Annotated in this window: 18 protein-coding genes and 1 tRNA gene; 7 read left to right on the top strand and 12 right to left on the bottom strand. The window is 63.5% G+C overall.

Translation table 11 applies throughout. From position 1 onward, the window contains the following. The first annotated feature begins 7 nt into the window (after positions 1 to 7). Positions 8 to 1576 carry an SEC-C metal-binding domain-containing protein gene (locus ACZ0BA_RS20230; RefSeq protein ID WP_463452982.1) on the top strand — a complete coding sequence of 523 codons (1569 nt, stop codon included), beginning with the start codon at positions 8 to 10 and terminating at the stop codon, positions 1574 to 1576. A 92-nt stretch (positions 1577 to 1668) separates the two neighbouring features. Then, positions 1669 to 1920 carry a hypothetical protein gene (locus ACZ0BA_RS20225; protein ID WP_463452981.1) on the top strand — a complete coding sequence of 84 codons (252 nt, stop codon included), beginning with the start codon at positions 1669 to 1671 and terminating at the stop codon, positions 1918 to 1920. Between the two features lie 18 nt (positions 1921 to 1938). Here ACZ0BA_RS20225 and ACZ0BA_RS20220 read toward each other — a convergent pair whose 3' ends face one another. The 3 genes from ACZ0BA_RS20220 to ACZ0BA_RS20210 are packed head-to-tail and all read right to left on the bottom strand — an operon-like array spanning position 1939 to position 3202. Next, positions 1939 to 2487 carry a DUF4865 family protein gene (locus tag ACZ0BA_RS20220; protein ID WP_463452980.1) on the bottom strand — a complete coding sequence of 183 codons (549 nt, stop codon included), beginning with the start codon at positions 2485 to 2487 and terminating at the stop codon, positions 1939 to 1941. Then, positions 2484 to 2885 carry a tautomerase family protein gene (locus ACZ0BA_RS20215; RefSeq protein ID WP_463452979.1) on the bottom strand — a complete coding sequence of 134 codons (402 nt, stop codon included), beginning with the start codon at positions 2883 to 2885 and terminating at the stop codon, positions 2484 to 2486. Before ACZ0BA_RS20215 ends, ACZ0BA_RS20220 begins: the two co-directional genes overlap by 4 nt. Further along, a complete protein-coding gene (locus ACZ0BA_RS20210; protein ID WP_463452978.1) occupies positions 2882 to 3202 on the bottom strand; it encodes a carboxymuconolactone decarboxylase family protein in 321 nt (106 codons plus the stop codon). The genes ACZ0BA_RS20215 and ACZ0BA_RS20210 overlap by 4 nt, the downstream gene beginning before the upstream one ends. Before the next feature lie 101 nt (positions 3203 to 3303). Between ACZ0BA_RS20210 and ACZ0BA_RS20205 the strand changes: the two genes are divergently transcribed. Next, complete coding sequence (locus ACZ0BA_RS20205) at positions 3304 to 4203, top strand: LysR substrate-binding domain-containing protein (RefSeq protein WP_463452977.1); 900 nt, start codon at positions 3304 to 3306, stop codon at positions 4201 to 4203. Between the two features lie 13 nt (positions 4204 to 4216). On the opposite strand, the gene ACZ0BA_RS20200 is transcribed toward ACZ0BA_RS20205, so the two are convergent. Continuing rightward, positions 4217 to 5491 carry a M28 family peptidase gene (locus tag ACZ0BA_RS20200; RefSeq protein ID WP_463452976.1) on the bottom strand — a complete coding sequence of 425 codons (1275 nt, stop codon included), beginning with the start codon at positions 5489 to 5491 and terminating at the stop codon, positions 4217 to 4219. 74 nt (positions 5492 to 5565) lie between these two features. Next, positions 5566 to 6819, bottom strand: a complete 1254-nt coding sequence (locus ACZ0BA_RS20195) for a glycosyl hydrolase (RefSeq protein WP_463452975.1) — start codon at positions 6817 to 6819, stop codon at positions 5566 to 5568. Positions 6820 to 7056: 237 nt separating this feature from the next. Here ACZ0BA_RS20195 and ACZ0BA_RS20190 point away from each other — a divergent pair, with 237 nt between their 5' ends. Next, entirely contained in the window at positions 7057 to 8091 is a 1035-nt protein-coding gene (locus tag ACZ0BA_RS20190) for a TraB/GumN family protein (RefSeq protein WP_463452974.1), read from the top strand. 725 nt (positions 8092 to 8816) lie between these two features. After that, a tRNA-Gly gene (locus tag ACZ0BA_RS20185) sits at positions 8817 to 8890 on the top strand. Between the two features lie 57 nt (positions 8891 to 8947). On the opposite strand, the gene ACZ0BA_RS20180 is transcribed toward ACZ0BA_RS20185, so the two are convergent. Both ACZ0BA_RS20180 and ACZ0BA_RS20175 read right to left on the bottom strand, forming a co-directional pair. Then, the gene (locus ACZ0BA_RS20180; RefSeq protein ID WP_463452973.1) at positions 8948 to 10219 is read right to left on the bottom strand and encodes a cytochrome P450; all 1272 of its coding nucleotides are present in this window, start codon (positions 10217 to 10219) and stop codon (positions 8948 to 8950) included. Positions 10220 to 10459: 240 nt separating this feature from the next. Further along, positions 10460 to 11347 (bottom strand): hypothetical protein, encoded by an 888-nt coding sequence (locus ACZ0BA_RS20175; protein WP_463452972.1) that lies wholly within the window; start codon positions 11345 to 11347, stop codon positions 10460 to 10462. A gap of 181 nt (positions 11348 to 11528) precedes the next feature. On the opposite strand from ACZ0BA_RS20175, the gene ACZ0BA_RS20170 reads away from it, so the two are divergent. Next, the gene (locus tag ACZ0BA_RS20170; protein WP_463452971.1) at positions 11529 to 12668 is read left to right on the top strand and encodes an MFS transporter; all 1140 of its coding nucleotides are present in this window, start codon (positions 11529 to 11531) and stop codon (positions 12666 to 12668) included. 232 nt (positions 12669 to 12900) lie between these two features. On the opposite strand, the gene ACZ0BA_RS20165 is transcribed toward ACZ0BA_RS20170, so the two are convergent. Next, a complete protein-coding gene (locus ACZ0BA_RS20165) occupies positions 12901 to 13317 on the bottom strand; it encodes a DUF2141 domain-containing protein (RefSeq protein WP_463452970.1) in 417 nt (138 codons plus the stop codon). A 118-nt stretch (positions 13318 to 13435) separates the two neighbouring features. On the opposite strand from ACZ0BA_RS20165, the gene ACZ0BA_RS20160 reads away from it, so the two are divergent. Further along, a complete protein-coding gene (locus tag ACZ0BA_RS20160; protein WP_463452969.1) occupies positions 13436 to 13972 on the top strand; it encodes a sterol desaturase family protein in 537 nt (178 codons plus the stop codon). On the opposite strand, the gene crtB is transcribed toward ACZ0BA_RS20160, so the two are convergent. From crtB to ACZ0BA_RS20140, 4 genes are read right to left on the bottom strand one after another with little or no spacing between them, the layout of a single operon-like run. After that, positions 13866 to 14837, bottom strand: a complete 972-nt coding sequence (gene crtB, locus ACZ0BA_RS20155; protein ID WP_463452968.1) for a 15-cis-phytoene synthase CrtB — start codon at positions 14835 to 14837, stop codon at positions 13866 to 13868. The two genes, ACZ0BA_RS20160 and crtB, sit on opposite strands and share 107 nt — an antisense overlap. Continuing rightward, positions 14834 to 16324: a phytoene desaturase gene (locus ACZ0BA_RS20150; RefSeq protein ID WP_463452967.1), complete on the bottom strand. Its 1491-nt coding sequence runs from the start codon at positions 16322 to 16324 to the stop codon at positions 14834 to 14836. Before ACZ0BA_RS20150 ends, crtB begins: the two co-directional genes overlap by 4 nt. Next, a complete protein-coding gene (gene crtY / locus ACZ0BA_RS20145; protein WP_463452966.1) occupies positions 16321 to 17499 on the bottom strand; it encodes a lycopene beta-cyclase CrtY in 1179 nt (392 codons plus the stop codon). The genes ACZ0BA_RS20150 and crtY overlap by 4 nt, the downstream gene beginning before the upstream one ends. After that, complete coding sequence (locus tag ACZ0BA_RS20140; protein ID WP_463452965.1) at positions 17496 to 18830, bottom strand: glycosyltransferase; 1335 nt, start codon at positions 18828 to 18830, stop codon at positions 17496 to 17498. Before ACZ0BA_RS20140 ends, crtY begins: the two co-directional genes overlap by 4 nt. Positions 18831 to 18843 lie beyond the last annotated feature (13 nt).

Genomic DNA, 18843 nt, shown 5'->3' with positions numbered 1-18843 from the left:
CAGGACCATGAACGATCTCGAATTCGCCGAGCTTGTCTCCACCCGCATCGCCTCGCTATACGGTGTCGCCAAACGCAGCCAGCATCAATTTCCCGCCCACGCGCTGATTCAGACGCGGGCGCTTGCCAGTTTATGCTGCGACATGCTTTACCCCTACGACAGCGATTGGAAGCTGGGCCTGGAGGGCAAGATCAATGTGCTCGTCAAGTCGCATTTGATCAACCTGGACATTCAAGAACTGCTGCATAAGTTACGTCGTTGGGGGAACTCGGCGGCGCATCCGGAGGAAAGTCTGCGCAGCGAGGCGCAACTGCAAGCCATTGCAAGGCAGGCCCTCGTCGACGTGATGGCGCTCATTGAAGTGGTATTTCGTCAGAAAAATCACGGGGCCGAAGTACCCGACTACCTCATCATCGATGAAAGCCCGGACGAACTGAGTGCGGTGTGCTACCGGGCGCTATTCGAAAGCCGGCCCACAGACCAGTACCGGGCCGCAATGCTACTGCTGAAGCAATCGGCGTCGAACGCCTCGATGACGGAACGGGCGCTCGACCTGCTTCGCTACGCCAGCGATGCCGGCTACACCCCGGCGCGCTACCAGTACGGGCTGGCGTTGTCGGAGGGGAAAAACGGAGAAGAAGATATTGGGCGGGGCGTCCATCTTATTGCGATGGCCTGCCAGGATGGCGACATCGATGCGCTAGCATGGTGCGGTCGCTCGGCGCTGCTGGGCCTGCATGAGCAGCCGGTTGACCTTGATCGGGCCAGGGATTATCTGGAGCGCGCGGCCGCTGAAGACCATCCGCTTGCACTGGTTCTCCTGTCGACGATCTATCGGGAAGGGCTCGGCGTGGAGGCCAACGTCAAGACCGCGTTCGATTTGACATTGCGCGCTGCGGAAGCGGGCTACCCCATCGGCCAATATCAGGCGGGCCAGGCTTTGTATCACGGCGAAGGCGTGGCGGCGAACGAAGCCGCGGCGCTCGCCTGGCTACAACTGGCAAGCGATGCTGGCCTTCACATCGCCCAGCGCGCCGTTGGCGTCCTGATCCGCAATGGCTCATTGCCGGGAGGATTGTCCAAAGCGGAAGAGCTGCTCCAACGCGCTATGCCTGAAGTCAATCAGGCCCACCTGGACCTTGCCGACCTTTATATGGCGCAGGAACAACCGGGGAAATGGATCGAAGCGCTCGCCCTGGTACAAAGAGCTTTCGAAATCGCCGTCGGCGACAAAGACGAGGCGACCGCCAATCAAGCGCTGCAGATGGCGCCGGCTTTGATCGACAGGCTCATGGCGTCACGCGCCAGGATGTCCGCTGCGGAGCTTGAGAGTTTCGCGTTGACGCGCGTCCTATTCGACGAACGGGGACGGCCGTGTCCGAATCGCGAACAGCGTATGCGTGATTTCATCACCAGCGCAATATCGTTGTCTCAAATCAAAAGCGACCACGCAAAGGACGAAACAAGCGCGTTGCCGGCGACGGTCAAACAACGCATCGCCCATGAAAAAGTCGGGCGCAACGAGCCTTGCTCCTGCGGTAGCGGGAAAAAATACAAGGCCTGCTGCGGCTTATAGTTTGCCTCTCAAAAAAGTCATGTGGTATCGAATTTTTCTTGTTATTATTGGTTGCTAACTTTACAATTTGAAACCACAAGTCAGGAGAGTTTATGAGCAAGATAGTCTTAGCCGCAGCACTGATGACGATGTTCGGCCTGACGGGATGCGCCGCCACTGACGTGGCCGGGGAGGCGCCGGCCGTCGCCGCCGCCGAGGCCGGCCCGGCAAGCTCGCGCTACCAGCCGGTGGTTACCGGTAGCCGTATTCCGGGCGGGCGCGGCGCGGTGGTCTCGGCCACCGATGCCGCCGATGCCAACCGGCAGATGCGCGACAACTCAACGCCGTTCACCAACAAACAATAGTGACACCGTCCGTAGCCGCTACCGACCCGGCGCCGACACGTGGCCGATGCGGTAGTGCAGTGAGTCGCCGTCCGCCGGCTGCGCGTTGCGCCACAGGCACAGGCGCACCACGCTCCATGTAACGGGCTCGAAGCCGATCACCACCGCCAGCGCGCCGCGATCCAAGGCCCTGCGCGCAAATTCCAGCTCATTGACGCGTAATGCCGCCAAGTCGCTGTGCGGTGCGATCGATACCATGCCGCGCGTGGCATGGCGCGCCGCGCGCACGTCGGCGCTCACATTGGCGTGCCACGGCGTCCAGGTTCGCACCGACGGCCAGCCGAAGGCCCGCGCCACGCCGGCGAATCCGGCGCCGTTGAGGAAGCCGTGCATCGATTCCTCGTCGCGCCACAGGTAGAACGGCGCGTACAGATTCTCCGCCGACGCCTCGCGGTCCGCGTGCAGATACGCCTTGAACACCAGTCCCGGCAAATCATCCAGCAGCGGCCCCTTGGTGGCGATGCGCTCGCGCACGATCGCCATATCGTAATCGGCCGGCAGCACAAAGCTGTACTGCATCGCGATCATGATGCTACTCCCCGCAGCAGCGGCGCGGCCGGCGCGCCGCCGCTGAACGACCACTCGTCGCCAAGTGTGGTGGTGATGACCACCATCACATCCGTCGGGTGGATGCCCGGCGCCTCGGCCAGGCGTTCCACCAGCCGGCGATAAAACGCCTGCTTGAGCTCCGTGCCGCGTGGCTTCCCTGCGGTGATGGCGATCAGCACGAAGTCGTCCGAGCGCTGACCGCCGTCGCTTTCATAGTCGCGGTCGAAAATCAGTTCGTTCGGCTCGTGCTGGTGGATGACCTGGAAGCGGTCCGTCGGCGGCACGTTGAACGCCTCCACCATGGCGGCGTGCAGGCTGTCGCCCAGCGTCCGCAGATAGACGGGCGATTTCCCTTTCAGCAGGGAGATGCGGCTCATGGGCATGATGATTCCTCCAGTTGTTTGAGTAAATTAACGGCCGAGGAGGCGGTCGGCCAGCCGGAATAAAAGGCGAGGTGGGTGATGAGCTCTGCAAGCTCGTCGCCGGTGACGCCGTTGTCACGCGCGAGGGCAAGGTGGAACGGCAGCTGCTCGATGCGGTTCATCGCGATCAGCGCGGACACGGTGACGATGCTGCGGTCGCGCGGCGACAATTGCGGGCGTTGCCAGATATCGCCGAACAGCACGGTGTCGGTTAGCTCGGCCATTTTTGGTGCGACGCTTCCCATGCTCTGGCGACCGATCGTGGTTCCCATTTGCTGCTCCTGTAAAAGGTTGACAGCTTGACGATACAGGACTAAGTTAGTACTGAAAATCAGGAATATTTTGATTAATGGTTCGATAAAGCGGGACGGTTATGCGAAAGATCACATTTGACCTTGATGTACTGCGCACCTTTGTCACCGGTGTTGAGCTGGGCAGCTTCGCCAAGGCGGCGGACCGCTTGGGACGTTCCACCTCGGCCGTTAGTGCGCAGTTGAAAAAACTGGAGGATCAGCTTGAGCTGCCGGTGTTGCGCAAGGCTGGGCGCGGCATGGAGCTCACGGCGGCCGGCGAGACGCTGCTGGCCTACGCGCGCCGTCTGCTGGAACTGAATGACGAGGCGGTGACGGCGTTGCGCGGCGCCGATCTGGCCGGCTCGGTGCGGTTGGGCATGCAGCAGGACTTCGGCGAGCATTTGCTGACCGAGGTACTGGGCCGCTTCGCCCGTGCGCACGCGCAGGTCAGCATCGAGGCGCGGGTGGGGCGCAACGCGCAGTTGATCGAGCAGGTCGGCGCGGGCCAGCTCGATCTGGCGTTGGCGTGGGACAGGGCCGGCGACTGGCCGTATGCGCACCGCCTGGGCGAGTTGCAGATGCGCTGGCTGGCCAGTGCGAACACGCAGCTGGCGGCGTACCACCACAACACGCCCCTGCCGCTGGTGATGCTCGACGCGCCTTGCCTGATGCGTTCGGCGGCGATCGACGCGCTGGATCGGGCGGGCATCGCCTGGCGCGTTGTCTTCACCAGCACCAGCCTCTCAGGCGTATGGGCGGCGGTGGCGGCCGGCCTGGGCGTGACGGTGCGCACGTCGGTGGGCGTGCCGGCCGGCGTGCGTCTGCTGGAGCCGTCGGCGTTGCCGCCGTTGCCGCATATCGGCCTGAGCCTGCTGCAAGCGGAAGCGCAGCTCAAACCGGTGGCGCAAAGGCTGCGTGAGATCGTGCTGGAAGCGGTGGCGCCGTACGGACCGCGCTCAAACAACGACATGGCGCAGTAACTACTTCGTGTAGTTACTTTTTAACCTGCACGCCGGCCAATTGGGCCACGCCGGCCAGCGTAGTCTGCGCCGCGTTCAGGCCCAGCAGGAAGTCCTTGTCCGAGAAGTTGGCGTACAGGTCGGTCGGCTGGTGCCAGTGCGGGTCCCAGCCGGAACCGATCTGCTGGCCGCGCTCGTTCTCGCGCAGCGAAATCGACGGCACCAGATCCATGAACGGCGTCGAATCGGTATTGGTCATGTGGAAGCCGACGGCGGCCGGGTAATTGGTCGCGTACTTGTCGTTGGCCGCGCGGAAGGCCCAGGCGAGCTTGGCCGATGCTTCCGCCTGCTTCGACACCGACTGGTATTCGATATTGACGTCGGCCTCGAGGCGCTGCTCGGGCGGGGCCACGAACACAGGCTTGCCATGCTCGTCGACCACCGGCTTGCCGTAGCCGTCGATCTTCTGGAACGGCATGCCGTGGTCGAACAGCATCATGTCGTGCTGGATCATGCCCAGCCATTTAGGCTCCGGATATTTGCCCGATCCCTTCGGCGATTCGATCCCTTGCAAATCCTTGCGCTGGTTGACGTAGGCTGCCGCGCCGTTCAAGCCGGTTTCCTCGTTGTTCCACAAGATGAAGCGGATCGAGCGGTCGGTCTCGACGCCAGGCGCGCTGAAGATGCGCGCCAGTTCCATCACCAGCGCGGTGCCGGAGCCGTCGTCGTTGGCCGCCTCGCCGAAGCCGATGCCGTCCATGTGCGCGCTGACGATGTACATCTCTTCCGGGTGCTTGCTGCCGACTTTGGTGCAGTAGACGTTTTCGCGCTGCGAGGTGCCGACCGGCGTCAGCTCGGAATTGAGCGCGCGCAGTTTTTCGTTGGGCTGGGCCATCGGATCGTTGTTGACGCCGGTCGCGATGCGGTTGCCGAACAAGGTGCTGCCGCCCTGGCCTGGTGGGCCGCCGGCGCCGCCGCTCGGAATGCCGGGCGCACGTTTGGGCGCCGGATCGCCGGGCGCCGCTTGCGTAAACTGATATTGCAGACGTTCGGTGTTGGTGCAGCCGTAGGATTTCAGTTGCGCTTCGATCCAGTCGAGCGCCTGGCGGTTGCGTTCCGTGCCCTGGCGGCGGTCGCCAAAACGGGTCAGGCTCTTGATGGTGGCCTTATATTTTTCCAGATCGAGCTGGCCCACCAGCGAGGAGATCGGGTCGGCGGCGGCTGCCGTGGGGGCTGGGGCCGGAGCCTGGGCTTGCGCGGCGCAACCGGCGCAAGCCAGTGCCAGGCTCAACGCTAATACTGGTTTCATGGATTTCCTCTCGGCAGGGTAATTAAGCCCTGCCATTCTGCATCACACTGCAGGATTTGAGAAGTTATCTCTCTTTAGAACCGGGGCAGCTTGTCGAGCGTGATCACGTCCGGATGGTTGTAGACCTTGCGCTTGTGGGCGTTGGTGTTGAATTGTTCGCCGGTCCAGAAATTGTCGGGCGAGCTCACGCCGGCCGGGCCGGCGCCATCGTTCCAGGTCATGAACCACAACCACCAAGCGCCGTCCGCCCGCATTTTGTCCGGGTCCGGGATGTAGCTGTTCTCGGACAGCGCGATCGGTTTTTTCTCGGCCGAAGCTTGCGCGGTTTGGCGGTACTTGCCGATCTGCGAGCCGTAGGTTTTGTTGTCGGTCGTGTCGTAGACGTCGACGCTGGCGATGTCGACCACGTCGTCGCCCGGGTACCAGGCCGGGTCCTGTCCGTTCCATACCCAGATCAGATTGTGGATGCCGTGCACCTTGACCAGCCGGTCATACATATGCCGCCACAACAGGATGTTGGCGTAGGCCTGCGGCACGCCGTCGGCGCGCGCGCGGCCCCACCAGAACCAGCCGTCGCCATTGTTGCCGGAGGCTTCGTGCAGCGGACGCCACAGCACGGTCACGTTGGCGTCGGCCAAGCGTTTAAGCTGCACCGCCACCAGGTCGATGCCGTCGTTGATCTGCTGGTAGGCCGGGCTGGCGGTGTCCAGCGCGCCGTTGGCGACGGGAATCGTGAAGCCGGTGTTCTTGCTGGCGTCCGGCTCGCGGGCGTAGAAACGCGCCTGGTTGACCTGCGCGGTTTTCAACAGCGATGGGTCGCGCCAGTGCCAGTGGAAGGTCACCAGGCCGCCCTTTTTGGCAAAGGCGATCGCCTCTTCGGTCTGGTGCTGGCCCGCATGCGGGGCGGTCAGGCCGTAGTCCATGAAATCAAAGCCCATCAGCGCCGGGTATTTGCCGGTGTCGGTGTGCACGCGTTCGGCCATGTCGATGGAATCATTCCAGGACAGGTCGGTCTGGCCGGCGATGATGTTTTTGCCCCAGATGCCGCGCAGCCAGGCGAAGGTCGCGCGGGTTTTGGCGTTGGCGCCCGCATCGACGGGAGCTTCCCGTGTGGCGATGGCCGGTGCGCTGGTGCGGTTGTCCGGGCAGAAATTGCGCGCCACGCAGTATTGACCGTTCTCGAACGACCAGCTGCCCTTGTCGTTGCCGCACAAGGGCCAGGATTTGCCGTTGATCGTGCAGCTTTCCGCAGCTGTTGCGACGCTCGACAAGGTCAGCATTGCCGACAGGGCAAGCAGTTTGATGGCCGCAGTGGCGGAAGATGGCATCGGAGTTCCTGTTGGTGAGTAATCAAGCCACAATGTAGCCGTGCACTTGGATCATTTCAACCAAGACAGGTTTTGGGGCGCTTGTTTAGCCGAGATAACGCACATGTTTAACGCGGCGTGCCTTGCTGTGCCGTCGGTAGCGTCAAGCGGTACTTGCGTTGCCGGGTCTCGACGCCACACCGCCGCCGACAGGCCGTATATATAATTAACAACATATTTCCCAACATCAGGATAGTCATGCACAGCGCTTCGTTTCGGTTCACCGTAGGCCACGGCCTGGTCGTGTTGGCGCTGTGCGCGCTCGGCGCCGCGCCGGCCTGGTCGCAAACCGAGCCGCCACCACCGCCGGCCGAGCAGGACGTCATCACCGAAACCATCCTGGTGGCGGGGCAGCGTCCCGGTCCTGGCTTGTGGAAGGTGTCGAAGGGCGACCACGTGCTGTGGTTGTTCGGCACCTATTCGCCGCTGCCGAAGAAAATGGAATGGCGCTCGAAGCAAGTGGAAACCATCCTGGCACAGTCGCAGGAATACCTGCGGCCGCCGGGCGCGACGACCAACGTGGGATTTTTCCGCCAGATGACGCTGCTGCCGTTCGCGATCGGCTTCAAAAAGAATCCGAACGGCGCGGAGTTGAAGGATCTGCTGCCCGAGCCGGTGTACGCGCGCTGGCTGGCGCTGAAGAAAAAATACATCGGCGACGACGACGGCATCGAGCGCGAACGGCCGATCTTCGCCGCCGAGACCTTGTTCCAGAAGGGGCTGGAGCAGGCCGGCCTGGGTTCGGGCGGACGCGAAGTGCGCGAGACGATCGAAAAGCTGGTCAAGAAAAGCAAGATCAAGACGACGTCGACCGAGGCGACGCTGGAGATCGACGACCCGGTCAAGATGCTCAAGGAGTTCAAGAAGTCGCCGCTGGACGACGTCGCCTGTTTTTCCAACACGATGGCGCGGCTGGAGGATGACATCGACGCCATGCGGGTGCGCGCCAACGCCTGGGCCAAGGGCGATCTGGAGACGATCCAGAAGATCAGCTATGCGGACCGCGACGGCGCCTGCAATTCGGCGGTGCTCAACAGTGCGCTGGTCCAGAGCCGGCCGGGGTTGAAGTCGGTGCAGCAGCGGGTTCAGGATAGCTGGGTGGCGGCCGCCGAGAAATCGCTGGAGGCCAACGTCTCGACCTTCGCGACGTTGCCGTTGAAGGATTTGCTGGACCCCAAGGGGTTCGTCGCCGCGCTTGAGGCGAAGGGGTATGTCGTGCAGAAGCCAGAGTAATGAAAAAGTCGCGTGCGGCGTTTACCTGTTGTATCCAGCCCGACATTGGCCTAGTGTTAGATCAAAGACTCCCTCTGTGGTCCCCCGTATTCTGGAGAATCTCTCAGCCTTGGAGGATTACGAAGATGACGACTGCAATCGCACGACCGCGCGCATTAAATCCCGTAGCGACACGCCCTGCCGCCGATCAGACCAATACCTAGCTAAGCGGGGCGCGGTGGGCGCAACAGTTCAAAGGCAGCAGGGATACAAAAGACCTGTCCTGCACATTTCGGAAAGCCGTTGATTTTTCTGTTCTTGTTACTTGGTTAGTTACGGTGCAAGGTTTTTCAACGTCTGGTCCGTTGCCGAAAGATGTGCGGGTCTTCGTGGAGAACGCCGAGATTTGTGAGCACATGGCTGGCGAGTGGGACGGGGACCTGCCCAAAAGCCGGCAAAGGGAGATAACGCGGGCGATAACAAAATACTGTGCGCCGGCTAAGCGGCAGCTTCCACGATTGTCTGAGAAGTACAAGGGAAATCCTGAAATCCTTAAAACGATTTCCGCGCACGCTTACGATTCAGTCAAGAGCTATACGAAGGTCGACGGTTCATGAGGAAGACTACCGATGAATTTACGCATTTACTTGATCATCAGCCCACTATGGCGGTCGACCTGGCTGCTGATCGCAACGTTCTACCGCAAGTTGTCACTTCTATGCAAAGCCGCGTAGAATACGGCCAACGCGGGTGTAGCTCAATGGTAGAGCAGAAGCTTCCCAAGCTTACGACGAGGGTTCGATTCCCTTCACCCGCTCCACTGCAACAGGGCCCGAAACGGGCCTTTGCTTTTCTCTGGCTGAACGAACCTACACCGTCAGATCATCGGAGCCAGCACCGCTGCGGGCGCCAGCGACACGTCGCTCATGACAAAGCGGCTGCGGGGCAGCGCCGGCAAGCGCGTTTCGTCGATCGACAGGTCCTGGGCCGGCACCGCATAATTGATCCGATTGGCCAGAAAGTCCGCCGCCACGCCCATGATGGTGGTCGTGATGACTTCACCGGCACAGCGATGCCCGTGCGCGGCGTCGCCTCCTCCCTGCGGAATCAAATTGAACGGGTTAATCCTGGACTCCAAAAACCGCTCAGGCATGAATACGTCCGGATCGCGCCATGTGTCCGCGTGGTGGTTGGTGCCGTGCAGGTCGAGGATCGTCCGCGTGCCCTTGTCGAAGTGGTAGCCGCTCCATTCGAAGTCCCTGTTCACACGCGCGACGACTGATGGGAAGAATGGATACCAGCGGCGCACCTCGTTGATGAACAGCGGCAGATACGCGGCGTCGCCGTCGCGCAGGCGGGCTAGCGATTCGGGATGCTGTTGCAGGGCGTGCGCGACGAAGGTGATGTAGACGGAGATCGCGACGGTCGGCCGCAGTATGTTCAGTAGTTCGGCTGCCGCCACACGGGCCGTCATCCGCTGACCTGTTGCTGCGCTTTGCAGGGCCACTGTGCGCAGCGCGCCCTCGGGCGCGGCCAACCGGTTCTGACGGACCTCCTCGATAATGCCGCTCAGCCAGGCTTCGGCGAGCTTGCGCGACAGCCGCGACCACCAGTGCCTGGGGCCGACCGCGCCGGCGCCATCGAACAGCGCGACCACCTGGCGCGTGCGCTTGCCTACCTCGTTTTCGGCGAGCGGTACGCCCGCCCACGCGCACACGGCGCGCATCAAGACCTCCTGGATCGCCGGGTAGAGCCGCACGTTTCTCTGCTTTTGCCAGGTCGGCACCGCCTTTTCCCATTCCTGTCTCACTTGGTTGGCCAGGCGGTCGACGCCAGGTCCGTTCAGTAGCGAGATGAACATCTGCTTGCGGTGGCGGTGCGGGTCGCTGTCGAGATTTTGCACCGTGCCAGTTCCAAACAGGGTTTGTTTGAGCCGGTGCGGCGGCGCTTTGCGGCGGATGAATCGGTCGGGCGTGTAGAACAGCTCCGCCGCTGCCGGACCGCTCATGAAGATGGTCTTGCGCAGCATCAGGCGCGAGGAAAACACGTCCGCGTTGAGCGAGCGACAGCGCTTGGCGACGAAGTGGTAGGGGTCGCGCAGCATCGCGAGTGTGACGTCAAAGCGGCCGTCTTTGGGAATGGTACGCATACGTTTCCTTTCAATCCGGGATTGAAAAAAAGTATAGGCGCGGCGCGATGACGGGGGCGCTACCTTGACGATTGGAATGCCAAAAAAATGCCGCCGGGCTGCGTGAGCCGGGCGGCATTGTCGGGTGACCGGGGGCGCATGCGCGCCACGCCGTTACGTCAGGATTGCGATCAGGATGATGATGGGCAGTGGGATGCCGAGCAGCAGTAAGAGTATCGAGCGCATAGTATTCTCCTTGAATTAGATAACGGTGCGCGTGACGACACGCGCGTGATCGCGGTTACGGCCGCCGATGGTGGCGCACAGGCTGGCAACGAAGGCGCCCAGCAGCAGCGCAAAGGTCATCCACAGTGCCGAACGGGCGGCTGCCTTGCGGGCCGCTTCAGCCGCCGCCATGGCCTTGGCTTTGACTTCAGCCGCTGCCTGCTTGGCTTGCGCATAAATTGAATCGACACGTTGTTCCGCTTCCGCTTGCGACAGGCCGCTGCGCTTGGCGACCAGTTGCGCCATGTAGCTGCGGTCGTCGGCGCTGACTTTGCCGGCCGCCAGATCCGCGACCAGGATGCGGGTGATCTCTTCACGTTCCGATGCCGTGGCGCCCTGGCCGTTAGGCGAGCGCAGCAGCATGTCGGCGAAGTAGTCGTTCGAACGCGGGTTGTCGGCGACTGCCGATGCTCCCGTGGCCAGTGCCGGTACTGCGCCTGCGCCGGCGTCGATGGTGCCGCTGAGGACAGCGCGCGCGCCGCCGGCCAGTACCGCCACCGTGATCAGGGTCGCCACTGCCCACGCCAGCAGGCCGTGCGCGGTGTCGCGGAAGTGCACTTCGTCGCCATGGATGCTGGCCCATTTGACGCGCAGACGGCCGGCCACGTAGCCGCCGATGCCCGATGCCGCCAATTGCGTAAAGGCGATCCATACGATCGCGGCGGCGCCCAGCGGCGTGGCGTTATATTGGTACGGCGATACCGACGACAGGCCGAGGCCCACGCCGAGGATCAGCAGCAGGAATGAAAGCGCTGCGGCGGCGGCCGCGCCGGCGAAGATGGCGCCCCAGGAGACGCCGGATGCGTAGCCGTCGTCGCCATCGCGGCTGACCACCGCGCTGGGTGTGAATGGTTGAGTCTGCATGATTTTTCCTTATGATTGTTAAACGACACGGGACCGATCATGCGCCAACACGCTCAAGAGCAATGTGAGCGCTCGCACTGATGCACTGTTTTCGTGCGGGTTTTGTTGCGGTGAGTGCCATTTTGTGACTTGTCGTATACTTCTCGGTTGCGATCGTCTTACCCATCCCGGAAAATCCCCCATGAATTCAGTCGGCCCCAAACAGCGCCTGTCCACTCGTCTTGCCTTTCTTGCCGCCGGCCTGGCCATGTCGGCCTGGGCGCCGCTGGTGCCGTTCGCCAAGCAGCGCCTGGGGCTCGGCGAGGCCGACCTGGGCCTGTTGCTGCTGTGCCTTGGCGCCGGTTCGCTGATGGCGATGCCGGTCACCGGCATGCTGGCGTCGCGCTTTGGATGCCGGCCGGTGGTGCTGGCGTCGGGCGCTTTCGTGTGTCTGGTGCTGCCCGGATTGGCGTTTGCGCCCACGCCGCTGCTGCTGGGCGCAACGCTGTTCGCGTTCGGCGCGGCGCTCGGCACGCTGGACGTGGCGATGAACGTGCAGGCGGTGATCGTCGAACGCGAGAGCGGCGGGGCGCTGATGTCCGGCTTTCATGGGCTGTTCAGTGTCGGCGGTTTTATCGGCGCCGGCCTGATGGCGTTGATGCTGTGGGCCGGACTGACTCCGGTCGCCGCCAGCGTGGCGATATCGTTGCTGGTGGCGCTGTCGCTGCTGGCTGGCGCGCCGCATCTGCTGCGCGAGCCGGATGCGGGTGAGGGGCATGGGTCGATGTTCGTGGTGCCGCACGGCGCGGTGATCTTCATCGGCGTGCTGTGCTTCCTGTGCTTTTTGGCCGAGGGTGCGATTCTCGATTGGAGCGCTTTGCTGCTGACGTATGAGCAGGGCATGGACGCCACCCGCGCGGGCCTTGGCTACGCGGCCTTCGCTGCGGCGATGACGGTGGGACGCCTGACCGGCGACCGCGTCGTGAGCCGGCTCGGTGGCAAACGCGTGCTGCTGTTGGGTGGTCTGTGTGGCGCCGCCGGCTTCTTCGTTGCGGTATTGGCGCCTTCCGCGCCGCTGGCGCTGGTGGGCTTTTTGCTGGTGGGGTTGGGCGCGTCGAACGTGGTGCCGATCCTGTTCACCGCCGCCGGCAATCAAAGCGCGATGCCGGCCGGGCTGGCGATTGGGGCCATCACCACCATCGGTTATGCGGGCATTCTGGCCGGACCGGCAATTATCGGCTTTGTCGCGCACGCTGTCAGCCTGAATCTTGCCTTCGCCGGGTTGGGCGCCGCGATGCTGGTCATCGCCGCCAGCTCCAGGCTGGGTGCAGCGCGCGCCTGATCGCGAACTTCAAACAAAAACAACGATTGCGTGATTTTTAATTTGACATCCTGATTCATAACTCTGTATTATGAAATCGATTTCAAGACAGGAGAAAACGCTTTCATACGATTTGAAATCGTTTTCATCTTATCTTTTAGCAGTATGCAAGGTTTTCATGTAGTCCAGTGTTGTCTGTGGTCTTATGGCTCCTCGGCCTCAAAGTCGAGGAGCTTTTTTTTTGCAGGCGTTGCTAGCGCAGCTTGATGGTGACGGCCATCGTCTCCTCGCGCACGTCGATGGCGGCGTCGGTGAAATCCGGTGGCCCGAATTTGCCGCGCGCGTCGCGGCTGAAGCCGTAGTTTTCGCTCGGAATGCCGATCAGGTTGCGATCCAGCTTGTCGTTCTGGTTCTCATCCTGATAGGCCAGCACCGCCCACGTGCCTTTGGGAACGTTCTGGATCGTCACCACGGTGTCGTTGGCCTGCGCCGGCGCCGAGCCGCTGTACAGGCAATCCTTCAGAAAGCGTTCTTTGTCGCATACGGCAACATTGACCTTGCCTCTGCCGCCGACCACCGAGGTGACCTTGACCTCAATTGTGGCGGCCGATGCCGCAGCTGCCAGCAGCGCGCTGGAAATGAGCAACGATGGTTTGATCAGTGAGTGCATGGGCTTCCTTTTCTGGTCTGCATTGTATGGTAAAGGCGAGTTGCTGGCGCTGCGGAAATAGCGTCTATGGTAGGCTGTGTCCATTGCAGTCATACCCGCCGCCGGATCGTTGCCACCCATGATACTGAACACGCTCATCTTCCTGATCACCGTTGCGTTGATGGAGTTGTTTTCTATTTTCGCGCACAAATACGTGATGCATGGTTTCGGTTGGGGATGGCACCGCTCGCATCACGAACCGCGCACTGGCTGGTTTGAAAAAAACGACTTGTACGCCGTCGTTTTTGCCGGCCTGGCGATCGCGCTCATTTACTACGGCACCGAAGGCTATCATCCCCTGGAATGGATAGGCGCCGGCATGACGGGCTACGGTTTCCTGTACTTCGTCGCGCACGACGGTCTGGTTCACCGCCGTTGGCCGTTCCAGTACACGCCCCGCAGCGGTTACCTGAAGCGGCTCTACCAGGCGCACCGCATGCATCACGCGGTCGAAGGCAAGGAGGGTGCGGTTTCGTTTGGATTCCTGTACGCGCCGCCGGTCGATGAGCTCAAGCGTCAACTGCGCGTGCTGCACGATGGTCCGCTGCGCCAACGTGGCCGGGACGCTGCCACAAGCCCTGCGGACGCGGCGACATCCGCCGAAGACGCGAAGTAAGCGCGCTGGCGCCGCCTTTCGCCAGCAGCCACAGTTTGGTCGCGCGTGAAGTGCCGACCCGCTCATCCCAGGCGTGCGCGCCGCGCGCTTTCACATTGATACCGATCTGCCGATACACGTTGCGCGCCGTGGCGATGGCCCACGCGCAGCGCAGCGGCAGCGCGATAATGCCCTGCGTGGCGGAGGCGTAATACGGCTCGGCGTAGTCGACCAGCCGCCGCGCCACCCGGGCCAGCGCGTCGCGGTGCTTGGGCAGCGCCACCTCGTCCAGCGGAATGCCGGCTTCCCGCAGCCAGGCGGCGGGCACGTAGCAGCGCCCCATGCGCGCATCCTCGACGATGTCGCGCGCGATATTCGTCAGCTGAAAAGCCAGGCCCAGATCGCAGGCGCGGTCCAGCACCGCCGGCTTGCTCGCGCCCATGATCGACGACATCATCAGCCCCACCACGCCGGCCACGTGGTAGCAGTAGCGCAGCGTGTCGTCGATGGTCTCGTAGCGTGCCTGTTCCACGTCCATGGCGAAACCGGCCAGGTGGTCGAAGGGGTAGCGCGGTTCGATCGCGTGGCGCAGCGCCACCTCCTGGAAGGCGGCGAAGGCGGGGTCGGACATCTTCTCGCCCGCGTAGGCGCGCCTGGTCTGATCTTCGAGTTCCGCCAGTTTTTCGGCGGCGTCCTCGGGTGCCAGCGCCACCGCGTCGAAGCCAAGTTCCTGGCCGTCGACCACGTCGTCGCAGTGCCGGCACCACGCGTACAGCATCAACACGCTGCGCCGGACATCGGCCGGGAACAGCTTGGCGGCGGCGGCAAAGCTTTTCGAGCCGACCTTGATGGTCTGCGTCGCGTGGTCCAGCAAGGCCTCGCTCATCGTCCGAACTCCTCGATCATCAAGCCGGCCGTCGCCTTGGCCGAGCCGATGACGCCGGGCACGCCGGCGCCGGGATGGGTGCCGGCGCCGACCAGGTACAGGTTGGCCAGCTCGCTGTCGCGGTTGTGCGGTCGGAACCAGGCGCTTTGCGTCAGGATCGGCTCCAGCGAGAACGCCGAGCCGACGTGCGCGTTGAGCTGGTCGCGGAAATCGAGCGGCGTGAAGATGCGGCTGGTGACCAGCTGGTCGCGCAGGCCGGGCATGTAGCGCTGCTCCAGGTATTCGAAGATGCGGTCGCGGTAGCGCGGGCCTTCGACGGTCCAGTCGATATCCGCGTTGCCCAGGTGCGGCACCGGCGCCAGGACGTAATGGCTGCCGCAGCCCGGCGGCGCCAGCGAAGGATCGGTGATGCAGGGCGCGTGCAGGTACAGCGAGAAATCATCGGCCAGGGTTTTGCCGCCGAAGATCTCGGTGATCAGTTCCTTGTAGCGCGGACCGAAGCACACGGTGTGGTGCTGCAGTTGGCTGTGGTGGTGATTGAGTCCGAAGTACAGCACGAACAGCGAGTTGCTGAAGCGTTTTTTGCGCAGCGAACCCGCTTCCGACGGACCGCGCGGATGCTGCGACAGCAGGTCCGCGTAGGTGTGGACGACGTCGGCGTTGGACGCCACCGCCTGCGCGGGGAAGTGGCGTCCGTCGGCCAGGCGCACGCCGTTGACGCGCGCGCCGCTCGTCTCGATCGCCGCCACGTCGGCATTGAGCTCGATGCGGCCGCCGATATCCTGGAACATGCGCACCATGCCGTTCACCAGCGCGCCGGTACCGCCGCGCGGGAACCACACGCCCCAGCGCCGTTCCAGCGCGTGGATCAGGGTGTAGATCGACGAGGTGGCGAACGGGTTGCCGCCCACCAGCAGCGAGTGGAACGAGAACGCCTGGCGCAAATGCTCGTTCTGGATGAACTTCGAGACGATGCTGTAGACGCTGCGCCATGCCTGCAGCTTGGCCAACTGAGGACCGGCGGCGATCATGTCGCGGAACGACAGGAAAGGCACCGCCCCCAGTTTCAGGTAGCCCTCGTCGAACACCGCCTTGGAGTACGCCAGGAAGCGCTGGTAGCCCTGCACGTCGGCCGGATTGAGCGCATGGATTTGCCGGTCCAGCGATTCCTGGTCGTTGGCGTAGTCGAAGTGGCTGCCGTCCTCCCAGCACAGGCGATAAAACGGCGCGACCGGCAGCATCTCGACGTAGTCCGACAGTCTTTTGCCGGCGACCGTGAACAGCTCCTCGATCGCCGAAGGATCGGTGATGACGGTGGGCCCGGCGTCGAAGGTGTAGCCCTGGTCCTCGTAGACGTAGGCGCGTCCGCCCGGTTTGTCGCGCTTTTCGAGCAGGGTGGTTTGAATCCCGCTCGCTTGCAGACGGATGGCCAGTGCAAGGCCGCCAAAGCCGGCGCCGACAACCACTGCCTGTTTTGTTTCGTTCATTCGGGTTTCCTGATTTGGTGGGGATGGATTTTGCATGCGGCCGACATGGCCTGGCCGACCGGCACCGGCGGTTTTCCGGATAGCAGACGCGCCTTGTCGCCGAGGGTCGGACGGCCGGCGTAGAAGCGCGCGATCAACGGCGCCGGTAAATGGTAGAAGCGCTGCATCACGCGCCAGCGGTTGTCGGCGTCGCCGGCCAGGAACAGCATGCGGTTAAGCAGCCGGAAAAAGCGCTGTCCGCGCCATTCGTGCAGCGCGCTCTGGCGGATGGCGTCGAACAATGCGGGTGCGCTCAAGTCCTCTAGTGCGGCGATGCGTTCGGCCAGTCGCACCGCGTGCGGCAGCGAATAGCCGGTCGTCGGGTGGAACAGGCCTGCCCGCAGGCCGGACGTGGGTTGTCCCTGCAGATCCGACCAGAATTGTTCGATATCGCCGGCCAGCACGATGGGCAGCGAGCCGTGCTCCTCGCGGATGACTTCCTCTATGCGCCAGCTGCGGGAGGCGGCGTAGGCGGCGATGTTGGCGCGCAGCCGTTCCGGCTCCCACACGCCGGTGTCGACGTAGTGCGTATCCTCGATCAGCAGCCGATCGGGGGCGAAAGGCAGCACGTAGACGAAACGGTAGCCGCCTTGCTGCGCAACGCTGGCATCCATGATGATGGGCGATGTCAGTCCGTGCGGCATGGCGAGGCGCACTTCCTGGCCGAGGAAGGTCTGGTAACCCAGTGCCAGCCGGTCGGATGCACGCGGCCCACGGCCGTCGATGACGGCGCCGGCGTGCAACACCTCGCCGCCGGCAAGGCGCACCGTGGTCGCGGTCAGATTTTCGATGCGGGCGCCGAACCGCAGGGCGTCGCCCAGCGCGGCTTCGATGACGCGCGCGAAATCGTCGGAGGCGATGCTGGCGTAGCCGCCATCGACCTTTCTGGCGTGTTCGGGAAAGATCACGTCGTAGTCCGGCCAGCGCGCCGAGACCAGCGGCGCGAGCCACTGCCGCTGAGCGGCATCGAGGTCGCTGTCGTGAAAAGACCAGGTATGGTTGCCACCTAGCCGGTCATCCTGCTCGAGCAGCAGGATGCGCAGCAACGGACGGGCGGTCCGCAGCCGCCACGCGATCAGCGCGTTCGCCAGGCCACCCCCGGCCAGTATCACGTCGTACGGCGCGGCGCTCATCATGCGAGGCCACTCGCTGTCCGGCGCACGTCGCTGTCGCTTCTCAGGTTGAGATTTAACGCTGTCTCGACGATGTCTGCGGCGCGTGGCGTGCCGCCGGCTTGCGCCAGCTGTTCCGACAGTCCGGCGAGGCGCTGTGCGTATTCCGGTTCGTCCAGCAGCCGTCGTAAATGCTTGCCCAGTTGCGCGGCGCCGGTGAGACGCGCCGACGCGCGCAGGCCGATGCCCGCATGGCAGATCCGCGACGCCACGCCCGGCTGGTCGAAGGCAATCGGCAGCGCCAGTATCGGCGTGCGCGCGGCGATGGCGTCCATTGCCGTGTTGAGTCCCGCGTGGGAGACCACGGCGTCGGCACGGGCCAGCACCGCTTGCTGCGGGGCGAATGCGCATACTGTGGTCGCGCCGGCGGGACCGGCCAGTTCAAGGGCTTGCGCCTGTTGCGGGTTCAAGCCGCCGCAGTGGGCGACCAGCAGTTGGACGTTTAAGGCCCGGCAGGCGTGTGCGATGCGCTTGAACAGTGCAAAGCGCTGGCCTTGCAATGTGCCCAGCGACGCAAAGACGAAAGGGCGGTCATCGGCGATGGCCGGCATGGGGTCGATGCGCGGGCCGCCATGCGACGCGGCGCCTGAAGCGACATGCCGCAGCGGGCCGACGTGGTGGAAATTCGCTGGCAACTGATGGCGCGGAAAATCGAAGGCGGCCACCGTCTGGCTGATCTGCGCCAGCGGCGACAGGCATTCGTGCAGCATGCCGCGTGCGGGGATGCCCAGCGCGCGCGCCTGCCGCTCGATCACCTTGCGGTGCGGCGTCATGAGCCAATCATAGACGCGGGTACTACCTTCGTACATCTTCAACGCGCGTTCGTCGGTGCCGAATGTGAAAGGCATCACCGGCAGCGGCACGCCCGGTTCGCGATTGACCGGCAGCGCGCACGCCACCGACACGAACGGCAACCCAAGCGACTCGGCCACCAGCCCGGCTGCCGCCTCCATCTGGTCGCCAAGCAGGGCGTCGATGCGCAGCGTTTCGATCGCGGCGGGTAGTTCCCGGCACAGCATGTCGGTGGTGTCGGCCATGTCGACGATGACCTTGCGCAGTCCCAGCGGACTGCCCGGGTTGGCCGCGAGCCGCAGCGAGGCGTCCAGCGATCCAGGCGGATAGCGGTCGGCGCCGAGCGCGTGAAAGCCGATGCGGGCGTCGGTGATCCATCCGGCGGCGTCGGGCCGGTGCAGGAAGGTGATTTGATGTCCGCGCTCGATCAACGCCAGCGCGAGCGCCGCCATGGCGTTGAAATGGCTGTAGAAAGCCGGGGCGACCACGCCGAAATGGGCCATGCGATGTCCTCTC

The organism is Duganella sp. AC917 (assembly GCF_979258245.1).
Note: the sequence above shows the minus strand (reverse complement) of the source record. Positions and strands in the feature narration are given on the sequence as shown.